The sequence below is a fragment of the Herbaspirillum sp. DW155 genome, assembly GCF_037076565.1.
Lineage (GTDB): Bacteria > Pseudomonadota > Gammaproteobacteria > Burkholderiales > Burkholderiaceae_D > Herbaspirillum.
In genome coordinates, this window is sequence record NZ_AP029028.1 from 1 (window position 1) to 19,483 (window position 19,483).

The following is a 19,483-nucleotide window of genomic DNA, read 5'->3' on the forward strand; positions in this document are numbered from 1 at the left end:
ATGGAAAACTTCTGGCAGGCCTGCTCCCACAAACTTGAGCAGGAGCTGACGCCTCAGCAATACAGCGCCTGGATCAAGCCGCTGGTGCCGCTCGACTTCGAAGACGGGCTGCTGCGCATTGCCGCGCCCAATCGCTTCAAGCTCGATTGGGTCAAGACGCAGTTCGCCAACCGCATCACCGCGCTGGCCTGCGAATACTGGGACGCGCCCACCGAAGTGCAGTTCGTGCTGGACCCGCGCGGCAACCAGGGCCGCCGCCCGGCCGCCAATGCGCAGGCCAATGGCGGGGGCGCCAACGGACTGGGTTTGCCCAACCACGAACAGCTGCACCTGGACCCCGAGCCGGCCCAGCCGGTGCGCGCGGTCGCCCCGCGCCAGGAACAGTCGCGCATCAACCCGGTACTGACCTTCGACAACCTGGTCACCGGTAAGGCCAACCAGCTGGCGCGCGCGGCGGCCACCCAGGTGGCCAACAACCCCGGTACCTCGTACAACCCGCTGTTCCTGTACGGCGGCGTCGGTCTGGGTAAAACCCACATCATCCACGCCATCGGCAACCAGGTGCTTGTGGATAACCCGGGCGCGAAGATCCGCTACATCCACGCCGAACAATACGTGCGCGATGTGGTGACGGCGTATCAGCGCAAGGGTTTTGACGACTTCAAGCGCTATTACCACTCGCTGGACCTGCTGCTGATCGACGATATCCAGTTCTTCGGCGGCAAGAGCCGCACGCAGGAAGAATTCTTCTATGCCTTTGAAGCCCTGATCGCCGCCAAGAAGCAGATCATCATCACCAGTGATACCTATCCCAAGGAAATCAGCGGCATGGATGACCGCCTGATCTCCCGCTTCGACTCGGGCCTCACGGTAGCCATCGAGCCGCCCGAGCTGGAAATGCGGGTGGCGATCCTGATGAAGAAGGCGTCCGCCGAAGACGTGGTGCTGTCCGACGACGTGGCCTTCTTCGTGGCCAAGCATCTGCGCTCCAACGTGCGCGAGCTGGAAGGCGCGTTGCGCAAGATCCTGGCCTACTCGCGTTTCCACGGCAAGGACATCACCATCGATGTGGTCAAGGAAGCCCTGAAGGACCTGCTGTCGGTGCAGAACCGCCAGATCTCGGTGGAAAACATCCAGAAGACGGTGGCCGACTTCTTCAATATCAAGGTCGCCGATATGTACTCCAAGAAGCGCCCGGCCAACATCGCCCGTCCGCGCCAGATCGCCATGTACCTGGCCAAGGAACTGACCCAGAAGAGCCTGCCGGAAATCGGCGACCTCTTTGGCGGCCGCGACCACACCACGGTGCTGCACGCGGTGCGCAAGATCGCCGCCGACCGCGCCAAGAGCCCGGAATGCAATCACGAACTGCACGTGCTGGAGCAAACCCTGAAGGGTTGATTGCTGACCTTTCCTGACCCGGGCGCGAGCCTGTGGACAAGATGACCTGCCGCCCGCTTCCAGCGTGAACCGGGCGGCATTTCTTTTCCACAGGGCATTACCGAAAACGCCCTTGGAGGCCTGTGGATAATTGAAAAAGCCGCCTTCGGCGGCATATGAAGAAAAAGACAATATCCGCGCCCAACCCGCCTCTTTTTGCCGCCCGACGGCCCTCCCCGCCCCCCTGCCGCACTATTACGAAGAGGGGATGATTGGTACAATGGAAGGCGTTATTTCGCAGGCGGACGCAAGGGCCGGCCATGGAGCAGGAAATCCGCGAAGTATCACGGAAACTTCGAATAAATACCCGGCAAGATCCGGCAAAAGTATTCAAACGTTCCAAACGTATAGCCAAGTGGTTCTGGCTGCCCGGGTTTGTCAGGCGCAGATGGACAATGCCGGGTCGCTGTATCACCAGCTTTTCGGGAACGGGTTCCGGACGGGCAGCGACCGGTCATGCACGAGCAGGAGCGTTGCGTATTGAGAGAAGTGCGTCAGGCAGTGTGCACTGCCGGCAGCCGCAGTTTTTCACCACAGGAGGAACACGCGCGACATGGGCATGACTGAACGCCGGCCAACGGCGCCCTTTAAACCACTATTAGCAAGGACAAACTGACTATGCAATTGGTTAAAACCCAACGAGACACGCTCCTGCGTCCTCTGCAGATCGTGAGTGGTATTGTCGAGCGTCGGCACACATTGCCGATTCTGGCCAATATTCTCATTCGCAAGGACGGCGAGAAGGTGTCTTTCCTGTCCACCGACATCGAAGTGCAGATCACCACGCACGCCGATGTCGGTTCGGGTAGCGAGGCCACCGCCACCACCGTGGCGGCCCGCAAGCTGCTCGACATCCTGCGCGCCCTGCCGGATTCCGGCGAAGTCTCGATTTCGCTCTCCAACAAACGTCTGACCGTGCAGTCGGGCAAGTCCCGCTTTGCCCTGCAGACGCTGGCCGCCGAGGAATTCCCCACGGTCGCCCAGGCCGAGCACTACAACGCCCAGGTCAACCTGCCGCAGAAGACCCTGAAGCACCTCTTCAACATGGTCCACTTCGCCATGGCCCAGCAGGATATCCGTTACTACCTCAACGGCCTGCTGCTGGTGGTGGAAGGCAAGAACGTCATCGCAGTGGCCACCGATGGCCACCGCCTGGCCTTCTGCCAGGTCGAGACCGAAGAGGACTTCCCGCGCCAGGAAGTCATCATCCCGCGCAAGACCATCATCGAGCTGCAACGCCTGCTCGACGACAGCGATGATGAAGTCCAGCTGCAGATCGCCAACAACCAGGTCAAGCTGACCTTCGCCGACATCGAGCTGATCTCCAAGCTGGTCGAAGGCAAGTTCCCCGACTACACCCGCGTGGTGCCCAAGGGTTACAAGAACAGCTTCACCATCAGCCGCGACCAGCTGCTGCGCTCGCTGCAACGCGCGGCCATCATGACCAGCGACAAGTTCAAGGGCGTGCGCTGGGTGATCGCACCGGGCAGCCTCAAGATCAGTTCCACCAACGCCGACCAGGAAGAAGCGGTCGAAGAACTCGAAATCGACTACGGCGGCGACACCGTGGACATCGGTTTCAACGTCAGCTATCTGCTCGACGTGCTCAACAACCTCAAGAACGACTACGTGAACATCGCCCTGGGCGATGCCAACTCGTCGGCCCTGATCACCATCCCTGACAACGCTGACTTCAAGTACGTCGTCATGCCGATGCGGATCTGAGCAAACCCGCTCCACGCGCACGAGGGGCCGTCCGAGACGGCCCCTCGGTTGCTTTTAAGAATTCCAAAGATTCGTCCCACGAATTCCGTTTTTTGCAGCTCCCTAGTCGTTTGGCTAGCATTTTCAGAAGGTAACCATGTCCTCCAGCCCCGCAGACAACACCAATTCCGCGCAACAAAGCTATGGCGCTTCTTCCATCCAGATCCTGGAAGGCCTGGAGGCGGTGCGCAAGCGTCCCGGCATGTACATTGGCGACACCTCTGATGGCACCGGCCTGCACCACCTGGTGTTCGAAGTGCTGGACAACTCGATCGACGAAGCCCTGGCCGGCTACTGCAGCGAGATCCACGTCACCATCCACGCCGACAACTCCATCTCGATCACCGACAACGGCCGCGGCATCCCCACGGGCCTGAAGATGGACGACAAGCACGAACCCAAGCGTTCGGCGGCCGAAATCGTGATGACCGAACTGCACGCCGGCGGCAAGTTCGACCAGAACTCCTACAAGGTCTCCGGCGGCCTGCACGGCGTGGGCGTGTCCTGCGTGAACGCGCTGTCGAAGAAGCTCAAGCTCACCATCCGCCGCGACGGCAAGGTGCATGCCATGGAATTCGCCAAGGGCATCGTGCAGAACCGCGAGCTGGAAGTGATCGATGGCGTGCAGGTCTCGCCGATCAAGGTCGTGGGCGAATCCGACAAGCGCGGCACCGAAGTGCATTTCTGGGCCGACGAAGAAATCTTCACGCACGTCGAATTCCACTACGAGATCCTGGCCAAGCGTATTCGTGAACTGTCGTTCCTGAACAATGGCGTTCATATCAAGCTCTCCGACCAGCGTACCGGCAAGGAAGAGGACTTCGCCTTCGAAGGCGGCACGCGCGGCTTCGTGGAATACATCAACAAGAACAAGAGCATCCTCAACCCGACCATTTTCCAGGCCACCGGCGAGAAGCAATCCGACCAGGGCACGCTGGTGTCGGTGGACGTGTCGATGCAATGGAACGACGCCTTCAACGAGCAGGTGCTCTGCTTCACCAACAACATCCCGCAGCGTGACGGCGGCACCCACCTGACCGGCCTGCGTGCGGCCATGACCCGCGTCATCAACAAGTACATCGAAGAAAACGATCTCGCCAAGAAGGCCAAGGTCGAGATCTCCGGCGACGACATGCGCGAAGGCCTGACCTGCGTGCTGTCGGTAAAGGTGCCGGAACCGAAGTTCAGCTCGCAGACCAAGGACAAGCTGGTCTCCAGCGAAGTGCGCGGCCCGGTGGAAGAAATCGTCGCCAAGACCCTGACCGACTTCCTGGCCGAGAAACCGAACGACGCCAAGATCATCTGCGGCAAGATCGTCGAAGCCGCGCGCGCCCGCGAGGCTGCGCGCAAGGCGCGCGAACTGACGCGCCGCAAGGGCGTGATGGATGGCCTGGGTTTGTCGTCCAAGCTGGCCGATTGCCAGGAACGCGACCCGGCCCTGTGCGAGCTGTACATCGTCGAGGGTGACTCCGCAGGCGGCTCGGCCAAGCAAGGCCGCGATCGCAAGTTCCAGGCCATCCTGCCGCTGCGCGGCAAGGTGTTGAACGTGGAGAAGGCGCGCTTCGAGAAGATGCTCTCTTCCGAACAGATCACGACCCTGATTGCGACGCTGGGCACCAGCATCGGCGCTGACGAATTCAACCCGGACAAGCTGCGCTATCACCGCATCATCATCATGACCGATGCAGACGTCGACGGCGCCCACATCCGCACCCTGCTGCTGACGCTCTTCTATCGCCAGATGCCGGCGCTGGTCGAACGCGGCCACATCTACATCGCCCAGCCGCCGCTGTACAAGGTCAAGGCCGGCAAGGACGAGCGCTACCTGAAGGACGACTTCGAGGAAGCGCAATACATGATGCAGATCGCCCTGAACGATGCCGAGATCAAGCCCTCCGAAGGGGCGGCGCCCATCAGCGGCGAGGCGCTGGTGGAACTGGCACGCCAGTACAACACCGCCAACGCCATCATCATGCGCCTGTCGCGCGCCATCGATGAGTCGGCCCTGAATGCCATCATGACCGGCGGCGTGGCCCTGAAGATGGACAACATCGAACAGGCCACCGCCACTGCCGAAGAACTGAAGAAGGCCATCAACGACATCAACATCGACGTGCAGGCGCGCGTGGATGAGCACAGCGAGAAGGTGGCGCTGCATATCCATCGTCGCCAGCATGGCAACATCAAGGCCACCGTGATCGATGCCGACTTCGTGAGCGGCCCGGATTACCAGCAACTGTCGACGGCGGCCGAGACCTTCAAGGGACTCATCGGCAAGGGTGCCATCGTGGCGCGCGGCCAGGGCGAGAAGCGCAAGGAATCGGTCATCACCGAATTCCGCCAGGCCATGGCCTGGCTGCGTGATGAGGCCGAGCGCGGTGTCAACAAGCAGCGTTATAAAGGCTTGGGCGAGATGAATCCCGAGCAGCTGTGGGAAACCACCATGGATCCGACGGTGCGTCGTTTGCTGAAGGTGCAGATCGAGGATGCGATTGCTGCCGATCAGATCTTCATGACCTTGATGGGCGATGATGTGGAGCCGCGTCGGGCGTTTATTGAATCCAATGCGTTGCAGGCGGGGAATATTGACGTTTGATTTGTGTAGCGGGAGCCATAACCTGAGATTTTAGGAAGCATCCACTGAGACATTTATTGAGGGATGCGTCTCGATAGTTTGGGTGGATGGCACCTAGCCAACCCTCTCGCAAATAGCAGCGGCCATCTTATTAAGGTGACCGCTGTTTTTTCGTATTGCACGTAAATGCGAAGCCGTATGCGAGTAGGATTGACCACTCCGCGTCGATTCTGATGTCAAGTTCTCGTGCGCCTAAAGCATCAATTTGAATCTCGTTTTGGCCACTCCATTTCGAATCCGCCTATTTGTTGAATCACTACTAGTGTGTCGGATTATTTGATTAACCACCAGGAGCAAGGAAACGGATCGACCGAAGCGGCAGTCGTCGGCGTGCGCGGTCGGTCAGTTTGTCATAATGCTCATCCCAAAGGTCAAACAGCTTTTCTAGACCAATTAAAGTAACCCGGCGTTTCTCCTGAGTGCGTGCCTCGGTTTCGGCGTCTTTGGTAAACCCACCGGTACAAATGAAAAGGCCAACATCTTCGTCGCCTAGAACCGCCATGAAAGAGCGCAGTCCATCCACGCTCACCGCCTGTTGCTGGCGCTTCACTTGCACCTTGATGCGCGGCGGGCGCGTCCCTAGTGCGTCCGGCCAGGCGAGGATGTCCACTCCGCCATCCTTGCCGGGTGGCGACACCCAGGTCACGTGATACGACATGGCGCGCAGCAGATCTGCCACCAAATCTTGAAAGTCGTATGGATTCATCGCCCGAAGGTAGTGTGAGATCTCTGCCCATGCCTGTTCTTCGGCTTCTTCAAACGTCACGCTTGCCGCCTTGGCGTTATTATCAATGACATCCTCAGCGGAGCTGGCGCTCGACGCTATGGCCTCTACTCCACTCTCAGCTTCGGGTTGCGCTGCCTTCCATTCGGCGTACAACTTGCAGGCGCGCTTGTAGAAAGCCTCTGGGTCTAGCAGCGCGGCATGCGCGGTCCGGCCTGCGTCAGTGACAGACCAAAGTCCCTTATCCTTCAACAGCCAGCCGGCTTTGACGCAATCCACTGTAGCGAATCGAACGATCTTCTCGAACCGCCGTCCGCCAGACTCGAAATTGTCGGCTTCGTAGGGCGTTAGGGTGACGCGAGAGGCGAGGATATGCAGCGCCTCACTAGCTTGCCGCCCTTCGGGTGCAGCCATCAAGATACTGAACAACTCGCGCAGCAACTCGCCGGTGCGGCGACGGGTGATTTCGGCCATTAGAAATTTCCTTTATTTTTTGATCTAATTTAGTGCACCGTTGAGTATACGACGATGCGTAGCGATGACCTGACCTGCTCCCCAATTTAGTACGAGAACGACTTGGAGTCTGCGGTTAAAAAAGTCACTGCAAACTGTTGCGGCGTCAGGTATCCAAGCGAACTGTGCGGCCGCTCGGAATTGTATTCCCGTCGCCAGGCGGCAATGATTTCACGAGCATGCCGCATCGAAACAAACCAATGTTCATTCAGGCATTCATCCCGGAACTTGCCGTTGAAACTCTCGATGTAGGCATTCTGCTGCGGCTTGCCAGGTTCAATGAAGTTCAGCTTCAATCCATGTGTATAGGCCCAAGCATCTAGCACCTTGCCGGCGAACTCGGGGCCGTTGTCGATGGTAATCGATTGCGGCAATCCTCGAAGCTCTGATAGGCGCGACAGCACTGATACGACCCGTGTGCCTGGCAGCGATGTATCGCAATTCAGATGTTCATTTCTTAAAGCCGGGCAGATACCGTGTCGTCCTTCCGGCAGTCCAATCGAAGACGCAGAGCGATCTGACAAAAGAGCCGGCCTTGCATGTGAGCGCCGGCTTTTTCGTTGAAGAGATAATCTGATTTAATACTTCCAGTTAATGGAAACGCTCCCATTCACCGGCGCCGCATAATAAGACTGACTCCAATAAACGCTGGTCAAATATTTTTTATTGAATAAATTATTCAGATTGGCCGACACACTAAGATTCTTACTGATGTCGTAAGAGGCCATCAGGTTGACCACCGAGTACCCGCCCTGATAAGCCGCATTGCTACTGTCATAGCTGGTCTTGCTCTGATAATTCAAACTCGCCCCCACCTTGACCTGCTCCATCTGCGGCAGGCGATAGGTGGTGGACAGGCGCAACTGATGGCGCGGCACATACAGCCTGACCGAGCGGCCATCGTCGCCGGTGATTCGCTGGACCACCAGCCCCGCACTGGCCTGCCAGTTCTTGGCCAGTTCCCCCGAGAGGTCATATTCGATCCCTTCGGATTTGGCATTGATGCCGCGATAGTAAGCAGTCGCTCCGATGTACCCCGCCCGCTCCGCAATATTGCTCTGCTCGACACGGAACAACGCCAGCGAGGTGTTGAGCCTGCGCTGGAAGAATTCGCCCTTCAGGCCCACCTCATAGGCCTTGCCCTTGGCCGCCGCCAGTACTGCCCCGCTTGCATCGGTGCTGCTCTGCGGATTGAAGATGCGCGTATAGCTGCCGTAGGCCGAGATGTTCTGCGTGAGATCAAACACCACACCGGTATAAGGCGATACGGCCGACTGGCTCAGCTGGTGCGCCACGCCGTAAGCCTGGCCGGTCGAATCTGCCTGCGTGTAGTTGGCACCGATCAGCCATTTCAGCCGGTCACTCAGATTCAGGCGCGTGGCGCCATAGATCGTCTTGCGGCGGTCGTCATAGCTGCTGCCATTGATCATGTAGTCAAACGTCGGCTCGATATAGGAACCATTGAAGGCCTGCGACGTGGCGATCGGACTGTTGAGTCCTTGCCCATAATGGCTGATATCACTGAGCTTCGAATCAGAAATACTGATACCCACGTTGGCATCATGTTCGCGCCCGAACAAGGTGTACTTGCCCGTCAGATTGCTGTCCGCATAGCTCTGCTTGTTGGCGCTGTCATACAGGGAGGGATAAGAGAACAGTCCGGTGCCGGTGGTCTTGTTCGGTGTCCCGTAGATATACAGCAGCGCCGCGTCGCTACGGATCTCGTTGTAACCCACGGTGGTCTTCCATTGCCACCCGTCGCCTACGGCCTTCTGCAGCTCGGCGAAACTGCGTTCCTGGGTGGTATGCAGATACGACCAGTCCGCCGACGTGCTGGTCCCCACGCCATAGTTGGTCGCGCTGCCGTCCGTGTAGGTCAGCGGCAATGCGCCCCACATCGCGCCCTTGCCATGCACCTTCTGATAGCTGTAACCGGCTGTCAGCAGGGTCTCATTGCCGAGGTCGGCTTCAATGACGCCATAGAACACATCCCTGGTCGGTCGATAGCGATTGAGGTCGGAATTGCCTTCCTGATGCGAGGCCACCACGCGCGCGGTCAGCGTGCCGGCCGTATTGATGGGACCGGACAGGTCGGCGTCGACCCGGCGCGTATCCCAGGACCCCAGCTTCACGCTCGCCGAGGCCTGGAAGTCCTTGGTCGGACGCTTGCGGATGAAGTTGACCGTGGCCAAAGGTGGTGCTGCCGATGCGCCGCTACTCGTGTTAGTACAAGGGCATTTATTGGCCGAAAGACGCGGGAAAGCACATCAATACGTTGACTGAAAATGGCCATCCCATCTTCAAAAAAACCTGTAAGGCTGCCGCATTGCGCCCGGTTCCTCGCTGCCGTGCAAGCGCACCACAACAATATCCACGACTCCGCACAAAAGCTTGCGGTTGCGCCTGTACTTGCATACCATGCAGCGGAACAATTCGAGCCCCCACCGCCATGAGCAGAGACAAGACGAGTGCCCGAAGCGTAGCTGCGGCCGTACTCGTCCTGGCGATGAGTCTGTTCTGCGCCGCCTCCACCCGTGCCCACACCACCGCCGCGAACGCGCCCGTCATCGAGATCAAGCTCGCCGATCTCAATGACGACAATCCCGTGATCGACTATCGCAAGGCCCTTCTGGAACTGGCCATGCGCGCCAGCGGCCGCCCCTTCGTCATCAAGGGCTGCCAGGTGGCCAACGTGGCGACCTCGGACCAGCGCTACGTGCAGCTGATCCAGGGCGGCCAGTATTGCAACCTGATGGCCACCTCCGCCGGCAGCGGCATGACCCGGACACTGGAAGCCATCCCCTTCCCCATCTACCTCGGCGGTGGCGGCTATCGCGTGCTGCTGGCCAGGCGCGCGAGCCTGGAGCGCGCCGGCAGTATCCGCAGCCTCGATGAGCTGCGCACCTTCACCATCGGTTCCGGCATCGGCTGGCTCGATACCAGCATCATGCAGGCCAACCAGCTCAAGGTCGCGCAGGGCAATTACATGAGCCTGTTCGAGATGCTCAAGGCCGGCCGCTTCGATTTCTACAACCGTTCCATCTTCGAGGCTGCCAGCGAACTGGATGCCTATGATCCGCGACACCAGCTGGCCATCGTGCCGGACCTGGTGCTGTATTACCCCACCGACCTGTTTTTCTACACCACACCCGGACGCGACGACATCCGCGAAGCCCTGCTCGACGGCCTCAGGAAGATCCATCGCAATGGCGCCCTGCTGGAGCTGATCCAGAAGCATCACTCCACCCGTCACGTGCGCCTGGCCCTGCAGGGTGCGCATCCGCGCGTGATCGTGTTGCAGAACGACCGCCTGACCCCCTCAGAACGCCTGGCCATCGAGACCTACAAGATGGACTGGTTCAAGTAATTCCGTACGCTTGCCCTTCTTTTCAACCTCCGATCTGCACCGCCCGCCATGATGACGAAGACCACCAGCCTCGGCCTCTATATCGCCTGTGCCCTGCTGGTGGCCTTGAGCCTGCCGGTGGTGGTGGCGCTGACCGTGCTCAACAGCACGCGCGAACAGCAGATCAGTCTGGAGATGACCGCCCTGATCGATGAGAAGAGCCAGACCCTGGCGCACAGCCTGGTGCTGCCGGTATGGAATCTCGATCAATCGGCCATGACGTCCCTGCTGCAAGCAAGCCTGCTCGATACCCAGGTAGTCTCGGTCGACATCCGCGATCCCGAAGAGCGCACCCTCGCGCGTCTGGAAGAACCGCTGCGCCGCAGTGGCAAGCTGCTCACGCGCACCCTGCCCCTGACCATGCCGCAGCAGGACCGTACGGTCACCTTGGGCAGCGTGCAGATGGTGGTGTCGGACACCCAGCTCCAGCGCAAGCTGGCCTCCGACAAGCGCCTCCAGACCTGCGTGCTGGTGGCCCAGGGCGTGGTGGCCTTGCTCATCATCGGGGTCCTCGTCTACCGCCGCATTCTCGCGCCCATCCGCAAGCTCACCGTGGCCACCGCGCGCATCGAGCGGGGCCATTTCGATACCCGCATCGCACTGCCGCAACGTGATGAGATCGGCCTGCTGGCGCACCGCATGGAGGCCATGCAGACCAGCCTGAAAACCCTCTTCGACGAGCAGGCCGCGATCCTGGGCAATATCCCTGCCGGTGTACTGTTCGTGCGCAATGGCCGCATCGCCTTCGCCAATGACGCGGCCCAGTCCATGCTGGGCATGAGCGACACCGGGCTCACTGCGCTATCGAGCGCGCAGATCTTTGAAGAGCCGGTGCAACAGGCCGCCTACCTGGACAGCAAGCTGGCGCACCATCACGGCAGGGTGGGAGAGATCGTCATGCTCAGGCGCGCCGATGGCCGGACCTTGCCGGCCGAACTGCGCACTTCGCTCATCGATCCGGCGCGCGAGCAGGATCAGATCTGGGTACTCATCGATGTCTCCGAACGACTGGAGGCCGAAAGCAGCATCGCCCGCCTGAGCTTCTACGATCCGGTCACTCAGCTGCCCAACCGCCAGCTTTCCCTCGACCGGCTGCGGCGTGCGCTCATACGCCAGCAGTCGCACGGAATGCCGCTGATCGTGTTCTACATGGAGATCCATCGCGCCGATCTCTCGCATGGTCTGGTCAAGGCCGATGATGCGGATCGCTTCCTGGGGGAGTGCGCACGTCGTATGGCAGCCAGCGTCGGCAACGATTACATGCTGGCACGCATCGATGGCGAACGGTTTGCCCTGGGCGGCCAGCTCGGCAGCAAGGAGCTGGCCGAAGGCATCAAGTCATGCGAGGCGCTGGCCAACCGACTGATCGCCGCGCTGGCACCACCGCCGGGTACGCTGGAGACCTTCCCCTGCTCTCTCAACATCGGCATCAATATCCTGCGCGGCGAAGTGCAATCGGCCGAGGAAGCGTTGATGCAGGCCAAGCTGGCGATGGTGCAGTCGCTCGCAGCAGGCCGCAATGTGTTCCGCTTTTTCGATCCTGCCATGCAGGCCCTGGCGACCCAGCGCAGCGCCCTGGAAGTGGAGTTGCGTGCCGCCGTGGCGCAACGTCAGTTCGTGGTGCATTACCAGCCGCAAGTCACCTATGACGGTGATGTCGTGGGGGCCGAGGCCCTGGTGCGCTGGCGGCATCCGGCCAAGGGCATGGTGTCGCCGGCGCTCTTCATTCCCGTGGCCGAAGACATGGGTTTGATGGAAGAGATCGGCCACCAGGTGCTCGAAGCCATCTGCAGCGATCTGGAAGCCTGGCAGCGCGAAGGCCTGGCGCAGGATGTGGTGATTGCGGTCAACGTCTCGGCGCAGGAATTCAAGGTTGATCATTTCGTGGCGCGCTTTCACGAGACCATCCGCCAGCACCGCATCAGTTCCAGGGCGGTCAAGGTGGAACTGACCGAAAGCATGATGATCGACAGCATCGATGAGGTCATCGAAAAAATGAATGACCTCAAATCCCGCGACGTGTCGATATCGCTGGACGATTTCGGCACCGGCTATTCCTCCTTGTCTTATCTCGGGCGTTTCCCCATCGACCAGCTCAAGATCGACCAGAGCTTCGTACGCCAGATGCCCAAGGATGCCGCCACCGCCAGCATCGTGCGCAGCATCATCATGCTGGGCCAGAGCCTGGGGCTGTCCATCATCGCCGAAGGGGTGGAGACGATGGAACAGCGAGACCAGCTGCATGCCCTGGGTTGCACGCTGTACCAGGGTTTCTGGTACGGCCGCCTGATGCCCGGCGAACAGTTCACGGCGCTGCTGGAAGGACGGCAGCGCGTGGCCTGATCGCACTAGGGCCGGTTCACATTCAGGTTGCGGGGACGAGCGGCTGGCACCGCTTCCTCATCGCGCCCGTGCGCCATCCGATACAGCAGCGGCAACACCAGCAGCGTCAGTGCCGTGGAAGAGAGAATGCCGCCAATGACCACCGTCGCCAGCGGCCGCTGTACCTCGGCGCCGGTGCCGGTGGCCAGCGCCATCGGCACGAAGCCCAGCGACGCCACCAGCGCCGTCATCAGCACCGGACGCAGACGGGTCATGGCTCCTTCGCGGATGGCCGCATCCAGAGGGCGTCCCTCTTCGCGCAGGCTGCGGATGAAGGAAATCATCACCAGCCCGTTCAACACCGCCACCCCCGAGAGCGCAATGAAACCCACTGCCGCCGAGATCGACATCGGAATGCCGCGCGCGGCCAGCGCCAGAATCCCGCCGGTCAGCGCAAAGGGAATACCGGTAAACACCAGCAAGCCATCCTTGACGTTGTTGAACATCGCAAACAGCAGCACGAACACCATCAGCAGCGCCACCGGGATGACGATCTGCAGACGCCGCGTTGCCGATTGCAGGTTCTCGAACTGGCCGCCCCAGGTGGTCCAGTAGCCCGTGGGTATCCTGACCTGGGCCTGCAGCGCGGCTCCGGCATCGGCCACGAAGGAACCGAGATCACGTCCGCGCACGTTGGCGCTGACCACGATGCGGCGCTTGCCGTCTTCACGGCTGATCTGGTTGGGACCGGGCGCGATGTTGAGCGCCGCCACTTCGCCCAGCGGCACATAGCTGGTGCGGGTGGCGCCTTCCTGCGGCGGCAGTGCAATGGGCAGCCGGCGCAGTGCGTCCAGGTCGGCGCGGGCGGCTTCCGGCAGGCGTACCACGATGGCAAAGCGGCGGTCGCCCTGGAACAGCGTGCCGGCCTGGGTGCCGCCGATGGCGGTGGCCAGCGTGTCCTGGAGGTCGGCCACGTTCAGCCCGTAGCGCGCGATCTTCTCGCGGTCGATGTCGATGGAGAGCATGGGCAATCCCGTGGTCTGCTCCACCTTCACCTCGGTGGCACCGGGCGTTTTCTGCAGCACGGCGGCGACCTTGCCGGCCGTGTCGTTGAGCACGGCCATGTCATCGCCGAAGATCTTGACGGCCACGTCGCTGCGCACGCCCGAGATCAGTTCGTTGAAGCGCAGCTGGATGGGTTGCGAGAACTCATAGCTGTTGCCCGGGATGCGGGCTACCGCCTGCTGGATCGCGGCCTTGAGTTCATCGTGCGTCTTGCGCGGTTGCGGCCATTGCGATTCGGGCTTCAACATGATGTAGCCATCGGAGATGTTGGGCGGCATCGGGTCCGAGGCCACTTCGGCCGTGCCGGTGCGGGCGAAGACCCGTTCGATCTCCGGGAACTGCTGCTTGAGCGTCTTCTCGATCTGCTGCTGCATCTGCACCGACTGCGACAGGCTGGTACCGGGGATGCGCAGCGCCTGGATGGCCATGTCACCCTCGTTGAGGCTGGGGACGAATTCCGTGCCCAGGCGCGTGGCCAGCACACCGCAGACCACGATCAGCGCCGCCGCCAAGCTGAGCACCACCGGCTTGTTGTCCATGATGCGTTCCAGCAGCGGGGCATATAGGCGCTTGGCGGCGGCCATCAGCGGGTTCTCCTTCTCCGCGACCTTCTCCCCGATAAACAGGGCGATTGCAGCCGGTATGAAGGTAACCGACAGGATCATCGCGCCCAGCAGCGCAGCCACCACGGTGAAGGCCATGGGGGTGAACATCCTTCCCTCCACGCCGGTCAGCGCAAACATGGGCAGGTAGACGATCATGATGATGAGCTGTCCGAACAGCAGCGGACGGCGCGCTTCCTTCGCCGCCGCAAAGACTTCATGGAAGCGCTCGCTGCGGCTGAGCGCGCGGCCGTGATGCTGCTGGGCGTGGGCCAGGCGGCGCACGCAGTTTTCCACGATCACCACGGCGCCATCGATGATGATGCCGAAATCCAGCGCACCCAGGCTCAGCAGATTGGCGCTGACCTTGTTGGAGACCATGCCGGTGAACGTAAAGAGCATCGCCAGCGGAATCACCATGGCCGTGATGATGGCCGCACGGATGTTGCCGAGGAAGACGAACAGCACCGCAATGACCAGGAGCGCCCCTTCGATCAGGTTTTTCTTGACCGTGGCAATCGCCTTGTCCACCAGCACGGTGCGGTCATAGACGGTGATGGCCTGCACGCCTTCGGGCAGGCTGCGGTTGATCTCGCGCATCTTCTTGTCCACCGCCTGCGAGACCGTGCGGCTGTTCTCGCCGATGAGCATGAAGACGGTGCCCAGCACCACTTCGCGGCCATTCTCGGTGGCGGCACCCGTGCGCAGTTCGCGCCCCTGGCCGACTTGCGCCACATCACGGATATGAATGGGCACGCCGCGCACATTGGCCAGAACAATATTGCCGATGTCCTCTGCCGAGCCGACCTGGCCCGGCACGCGGATCAGGGTTTGCTCGCCGCGCCGTTCGATGTAACCGGCACCGACATTGCCGTTGTTCTTCTCCAGCGCCCTGAGCAGGTGATCCATGCTCAGGCCGTAGGAGGCCAGACGCTCCACCGAGGGGGCCACCTGATATTCGCGCGCGTAACCGCCGATGGTATTGATGTCGGTCACGCCCGGTACCAGCCGCAGTTGCGGCTTGATGATCCAGTCCTGAATCTCGCGCAGGTCGGCCGCGCTGTAGGGGCTGCCATCGGGTTTGCGGGCATCGTCGCGGGCCTCCACGGTCCACAGGTAGATTTCTCCGAGGCCGGTGGAGATCGGTCCCATGGCCGGATCGATGCCGGAGGGCAGCTGGCTCCTGGCCTGCTGGATGCGCTCGTTGACCAGCTGGCGCGCGAAGTAGAGGTCGGTGCCCTCCTTGAAGATCACGGTGACCTGCGACAGGCCGTAGCGCGAGAGCGAGCGCACCTGCTCCAGATGCGGCAGACCCGACATCGCGGTTTCCAGCGGATAGCTGATGCGCTGCTCGGTCTCCAGCGGCGAGTAGCCGGGCGCGGCGGTATTGATCTGGACCTGCACGTTGGTAATGTCGGGCACGGCGTCGATGGGCAGCTTCTGGTAGTTGTACACCCCATAGGCGGCCATGCCCAGCACCGCCAGCAGGACCAGCCAGCGGTGCTCGATGGCAAAGCGGATGATGCGTTCGAACATGATTTTTCTCTCAGTGATTCTTCATGAATGGACAGCAGCGTGCGTCAGCCGACGGACGCATCAGTGGCTGTGCTCGGCCGCACCCTTGCCCAGCTCGGCCTTGATGGCGAAGCTGCCGGTCGATGCGTATTGCTGGCCCGGCTGCAGGCCGGAGAGGATTTCCACGCTCTTGCCGTCGCTCTGCCCCAGGCGCACCGGCTGCGCCCTGAAGCCATCGTCCACGCGCACGAAGACCACCGGCTTGTCCTCCACCGTCTGCACCGCCTCGGCCTGCACGGCCACCGGCACCTCGCGCGTGTCGTTCATGACATCCACCGAGACGAACAGGCCGGGGCGCCAGCGTTCTTCCGGATTGGGCAGCACCACGTGGGCGCGCGCCGTGCGGGTCTGCTCGCCGATCAGTGCGCCGATGAAGGACACCTTGCCGGTGGCCGATGCCTCGAAGGCCGTGGCGCGCACCACCGCGCGCCTGCCCACGCGCAGCGTCTGCAAGTCCTTGGGGGAGACGATGATCTCGGCCCACACGGTGGAGAGATCGGCGATGAGGAAGGCATTGGCATCCTCGCGCACGGCCTCGCCCAGGCTCAGGTGTTTTTCCACCACGGTGCCGTCGAAGGGCGCGCGGATTTCGTAACGGTTCAGGCTGCCGCTATCGCCGCTACTGTCGACTGTCGCGGTGGCGCCGATGGCGCGCAGTTTCTGGCGCGCGTTGCGCGCGGCGACTTCGGCTTCCTGCAGGGCGACCTGTGCCTGCTGGTAATCCTGCTCTGCTGAAATCTTCTGTTCCCACAGCTGCTTCTCGCGCTGCCACGTACTGCGGGCCAGCGCCAGCCGCTGTTCGGCATTGAGCAGTTCGGCCCGTTGTTCCGACACCGCGCTGCTGCTGATGACGGCCAGCACCTGGCCCTTGCGCACCTTCTGTCCGAGCCTGGCCGAGACCGATTCCACGATGCCGGCCACCTGCGGTACCACGTGCGCGGTGCGGTCTTCGTTGAAGCGGATTTCACCGGGCAATTGCAGTCCGGTTTCCATGCGGGCCGGGCCGGCCTTCTGCAAGACGATGCCGGCGGCGCTGATCTGCTCCTGGCTCAGGGCGATGCGGCCTTCTTCATCGCGATGCGTTGATTCGTCTTCGGCGTGTTCTGCTTTTTTCTGGTCGCCGTCGTCATGGTTGCCGTGGTCGTCCCTGGCTTCCTTGTCGTGGCCGCTCTCTTCCTGATGCGTGGCTGCTGCGGTGGCGCTGCCGTTGCCCTTCATCAGGGTCCATCCGGACAGCAGCGCTGCGATGGCGATGATCGCCGCGATGGCGAATGTCTGTTTGCGGGTCATGGGGGTTCTCATGGTTGTCGGGCAGTGTGGCCAGTCAGGCGGTCCAGTTCGGCGGCGGCCTGCCAGGCGGTGGAGAGTGCTTTCCAGTACTGCGTGCGCGACTGGAAGTAGGTGCGCTGCGCATCGAGCACGTCGAGAAAGCCGAACTTGCCCAGCGCAAAGCCGGTGCGCGCGGCGTCATAGGCGCTCTGCGCGCCGGGCAGCAGGTCGCCTTGCAGGGCCTCTGCCTCGGCGCGTGCATTGCGCAGGCGCTCATAGGCTTGTGCGGCTTCGCCCTGCATCTGCAGTTGCGTCAGCGCCAGTTCATCGCGCGCCTTGTCAGTGCGTTTGATGGCTTCCAGCTCGTTGCCGCGATTGCTGTCGAACACCGGGATCGGTATCGACACACCGACCACCCACATGTTGCGCGCCGCCTCTTGGTCACGTTTGTTACCAAATGAGAGCGTGAGGTCCGGCACGCGCTTGCTGCTCTCGATGCGCGCCAGTGCGCGACGGCGCTCGACTTCCAGCCGGGCCAGTTGCGCCGCCGGTCCTTCGGCCACGCGGGCGGTGAGATCGGCGATGGCGGGCAGTGGCGGCAGCTTGTCTGCGCCCTCTGCGGCCAGCGTGAAGTCCGACTCCTGACTGCCCCACAGACTGGCGAGATGGCGCCGGGCCAGCAGCGCTTCGCTGCCGGCCTGCTGGGCATCGAGCCGGGCGCTGGACAAGGCCAGTTGCGCCCGGGTCTGCTCCAACGGCGAGACCTTGCCGGCCTGCACGCGGCGGGCGCTCATGTCGGCGGCGGTCTGCGCCAGACCGACCAGCTCGGTGGCCAGGTGCTGGCGTTCGCCGGCCAGCAGCGCATCGTGATAGGCCGCCGCGACGCGCGTGCGCAGGGCATATTGCTGCGTGGCGTAATCCAGCCGGGCCATGTCGAGCTGACGCTGCGCGGCCTGTATGCGCGCGCTGCGCTTGCCGCCCAGTTCGATGGGCTGGTTGATCTGGTAGGTGGTGGTGCGCGTGGCCTTGCGGGTGTCTTCCATCAATGCGGAAAACTCCGGATTGGGGCGCGCACCGGCCTGCATCAGGCTGCCTTCGACCGCTTCGATTTCAAGGCGGGCGGCCGAGAGCGACCTGCTGCGCGTGGCCGCCAGTTCCTGCGCGGCCGACAGGGTGAGGACATCGCCTTGCGCTGCCGATGAGGCTGGCGTGACGGATGGGATGGGCGCCGTGGCCTGCGCCACGGCGAATGCGGGCGCAAGCAGGACGAGCGCCAGCAAAGAGCTGTGCCGGTACATCGAATTCTCCAGGTTGAATGAGGGGAATCCGGCGAGAGCAGAAAGAGGGGAAGCGTTCTCGCCGACTCAGGCGGCGAGCAGCCAGTTGGGCTTGTCCGGCCCGTCGGCGATGTGGGAGTCGGGTGCGGGGGCGATGGTGCAGAAAACGTCACGGCATGTGCCGGTTCGTTCAGCCATGTCGGGACGGTTCCATTGCACGGATTTCAGGCTGGAGAGGTGGCAGAGGCCGCAGGCGAAATCCTTGTCGCCCTTGCTGGTGTCATCGTTGCCGCTGTCGCCGGCATCGAGCTGTGCGGAGGCTGGCGCGGCGTGCGTATGGTGACCAGGGTGGCCGGGATGGCTGGCGCTTTCCTTTTGCGGCTGGCAATAGCTGGCCACGGCTGCCCAGGAGAGCTGCAGCGGCAACAACAAGGCCAGGAAAAGAACCAGTACGCGCATGGAGTAAAAAGGGGGGGGAGCGAAATGTTAGATGTTCATGACAACGGCTACCGGCACAAGGCGGGTAGCCGTGGCGTATCGCTGCCGCCCGCGTGGCGGCAGCCGAACGCGGCGATCATGCGCCGTTGTAGAGCGACGAATCCAAGGCCTGACCCTGGGTGTTGCTGTCGGCGACCGAAGGCTTGGCGCCGGTATTTTGCATCGGCTCACCCAGGCGCGCGGCTTGCAGTTCGGCGAGCACGTCGGCGCGGGTCTTGCTGCCCTGGTACTGCACCACCGGATAGTTTTCACCGATGTTCAGGTTGGCCTGGTCGCGTGCGGCCTCGGTGGTCACGGTGGACTGGGCGAAGGCGGACAGGGAAAAAACGGTGGCCAGGGTGCCGAGGATGAGGTGCGAGGTTTTCATGATGAGACTCCTTTGAAATGGCTGTT

At 61.9% G+C, this 19,483-nt stretch carries 12 protein-coding genes and 1 pseudogene; 5 read left to right on the forward strand and 8 right to left on the reverse strand.

Annotated features, from left to right (window positions below; genetic code table 11):
- The 3 genes from dnaA to gyrB all read left to right on the forward strand — a co-directional run bounded on the left by dnaA (position 1) and on the right by gyrB (position 5,800).
- Entirely contained in the window at positions 1-1,401 is a 1,401-nt protein-coding gene (gene dnaA / locus AACH55_RS00005) for a chromosomal replication initiator protein DnaA (RefSeq protein WP_338717371.1), read from the forward strand.
- A 657-nt stretch (positions 1,402-2,058) separates the two neighbouring features.
- Positions 2,059-3,165, forward strand: a complete 1,107-nt coding sequence (gene dnaN, locus AACH55_RS00010; RefSeq protein WP_338717372.1) for a DNA polymerase III subunit beta — start codon at positions 2,059-2,061, stop codon at positions 3,163-3,165.
- 136 nt (positions 3,166-3,301) lie between these two features.
- Positions 3,302-5,800, forward strand: coding sequence for a DNA topoisomerase (ATP-hydrolyzing) subunit B (gene gyrB / locus AACH55_RS00015; protein ID WP_338717373.1), 2,499 nt, complete (start codon positions 3,302-3,304; stop codon positions 5,798-5,800).
- Between the two features lie 319 nt (positions 5,801-6,119).
- On the opposite strand, the gene AACH55_RS00020 is transcribed toward gyrB, so the two are convergent.
- The 3 genes and pseudogenes from AACH55_RS00020 to AACH55_RS00030 form a co-directional block, all read right to left on the reverse strand.
- A complete protein-coding gene (locus AACH55_RS00020; protein ID WP_338717374.1) occupies positions 6,120-7,037 on the reverse strand; it encodes a restriction endonuclease in 918 nt (305 codons plus the stop codon).
- Positions 7,038-7,123: 86 nt separating this feature from the next.
- Positions 7,124-7,507 (reverse strand): annotated as a pseudogene (locus tag AACH55_RS00025) (integrase core domain-containing protein); the annotation flags it as partial.
- 147 nt (positions 7,508-7,654) lie between these two features.
- The gene (locus tag AACH55_RS00030) at positions 7,655-9,268 is read right to left on the reverse strand and encodes a TonB-dependent receptor (protein WP_338717375.1); all 1,614 of its coding nucleotides are present in this window, start codon (positions 9,266-9,268) and stop codon (positions 7,655-7,657) included.
- Positions 9,269-9,525: 257 nt separating this feature from the next.
- Between AACH55_RS00030 and AACH55_RS00035 the strand changes: the two genes are divergently transcribed.
- Together AACH55_RS00035 and AACH55_RS00040 are read left to right on the forward strand one after the other, a co-directional pair.
- Complete coding sequence (locus AACH55_RS00035) at positions 9,526-10,443, forward strand: hypothetical protein (RefSeq protein WP_338717376.1); 918 nt, start codon at positions 9,526-9,528, stop codon at positions 10,441-10,443.
- A 48-nt stretch (positions 10,444-10,491) separates the two neighbouring features.
- Positions 10,492-12,825 carry an EAL domain-containing protein gene (locus AACH55_RS00040; protein WP_338717377.1) on the forward strand — a complete coding sequence of 778 codons (2,334 nt, stop codon included), beginning with the start codon at positions 10,492-10,494 and terminating at the stop codon, positions 12,823-12,825.
- A 5-nt stretch (positions 12,826-12,830) separates the two neighbouring features.
- Here the strand turns inward: AACH55_RS00040 and AACH55_RS00045 are convergent, their stop codons facing one another.
- The 5 genes from AACH55_RS00045 to AACH55_RS00065 form a co-directional block, all read right to left on the reverse strand.
- Positions 12,831-16,007 carry a CusA/CzcA family heavy metal efflux RND transporter gene (locus AACH55_RS00045; protein WP_338717378.1) on the reverse strand — a complete coding sequence of 1,059 codons (3,177 nt, stop codon included), beginning with the start codon at positions 16,005-16,007 and terminating at the stop codon, positions 12,831-12,833.
- Positions 16,008-16,067: 60 nt separating this feature from the next.
- Complete coding sequence (locus AACH55_RS00050) at positions 16,068-17,336, reverse strand: efflux RND transporter periplasmic adaptor subunit (RefSeq protein WP_338717379.1); 1,269 nt, start codon at positions 17,334-17,336, stop codon at positions 16,068-16,070.
- An 8-nt stretch (positions 17,337-17,344) separates the two neighbouring features.
- Positions 17,345-18,613: a TolC family protein gene (locus tag AACH55_RS00055; protein ID WP_338717380.1), complete on the reverse strand. Its 1,269-nt coding sequence runs from the start codon at positions 18,611-18,613 to the stop codon at positions 17,345-17,347.
- A 66-nt stretch (positions 18,614-18,679) separates the two neighbouring features.
- The gene (locus AACH55_RS00060; RefSeq protein WP_338717381.1) at positions 18,680-19,051 is read right to left on the reverse strand and encodes a cobalt transporter; all 372 of its coding nucleotides are present in this window, start codon (positions 19,049-19,051) and stop codon (positions 18,680-18,682) included.
- A 115-nt stretch (positions 19,052-19,166) separates the two neighbouring features.
- The gene (locus AACH55_RS00065) at positions 19,167-19,457 is read right to left on the reverse strand and encodes a DUF4148 domain-containing protein (protein WP_338717382.1); all 291 of its coding nucleotides are present in this window, start codon (positions 19,455-19,457) and stop codon (positions 19,167-19,169) included.
- Positions 19,458-19,483: the final 26 nt, after the last annotated feature.

Bases quoted from the DNA above. Each gene is read 5' to 3' on its own strand.
- AACH55_RS00040 (WP_338717377.1), top strand. From the start codon at position 10,492: ATGATGACGAAGACCACCAGCCTCGGCCTCTATATCGCCTGTGCCCTG.
- AACH55_RS00055 (WP_338717380.1), bottom strand. From the start codon at position 18,613: ATGTACCGGCACAGCTCTTTGCTGGCGCTCGTCCTGCTTGCGCCCGCA.
- AACH55_RS00065 (WP_338717382.1), bottom strand. From the start codon at position 19,457: ATGAAAACCTCGCACCTCATCCTCGGCACCCTGGCCACCGTTTTTTCC.
- AACH55_RS00050 (WP_338717379.1), bottom strand. From the start codon at position 17,336: ATGACCCGCAAACAGACATTCGCCATCGCGGCGATCATCGCCATCGCA.
- AACH55_RS00045 (WP_338717378.1), bottom strand. From the start codon at position 16,007: ATGTTCGAACGCATCATCCGCTTTGCCATCGAGCACCGCTGGCTGGTC.
- dnaA (WP_338717371.1), top strand. From the start codon at position 1: ATGGAAAACTTCTGGCAGGCCTGCTCCCACAAACTTGAGCAGGAGCTG.
- AACH55_RS00035 (WP_338717376.1), top strand. From the start codon at position 9,526: ATGAGCAGAGACAAGACGAGTGCCCGAAGCGTAGCTGCGGCCGTACTC.
- gyrB (WP_338717373.1), top strand. From the start codon at position 3,302: ATGTCCTCCAGCCCCGCAGACAACACCAATTCCGCGCAACAAAGCTAT.
- AACH55_RS00060 (WP_338717381.1), bottom strand. From the start codon at position 19,051: ATGCGCGTACTGGTTCTTTTCCTGGCCTTGTTGTTGCCGCTGCAGCTC.
- dnaN (WP_338717372.1), top strand. From the start codon at position 2,059: ATGCAATTGGTTAAAACCCAACGAGACACGCTCCTGCGTCCTCTGCAG.
- AACH55_RS00020 (WP_338717374.1), bottom strand. From the start codon at position 7,037: ATGGCCGAAATCACCCGTCGCCGCACCGGCGAGTTGCTGCGCGAGTTG.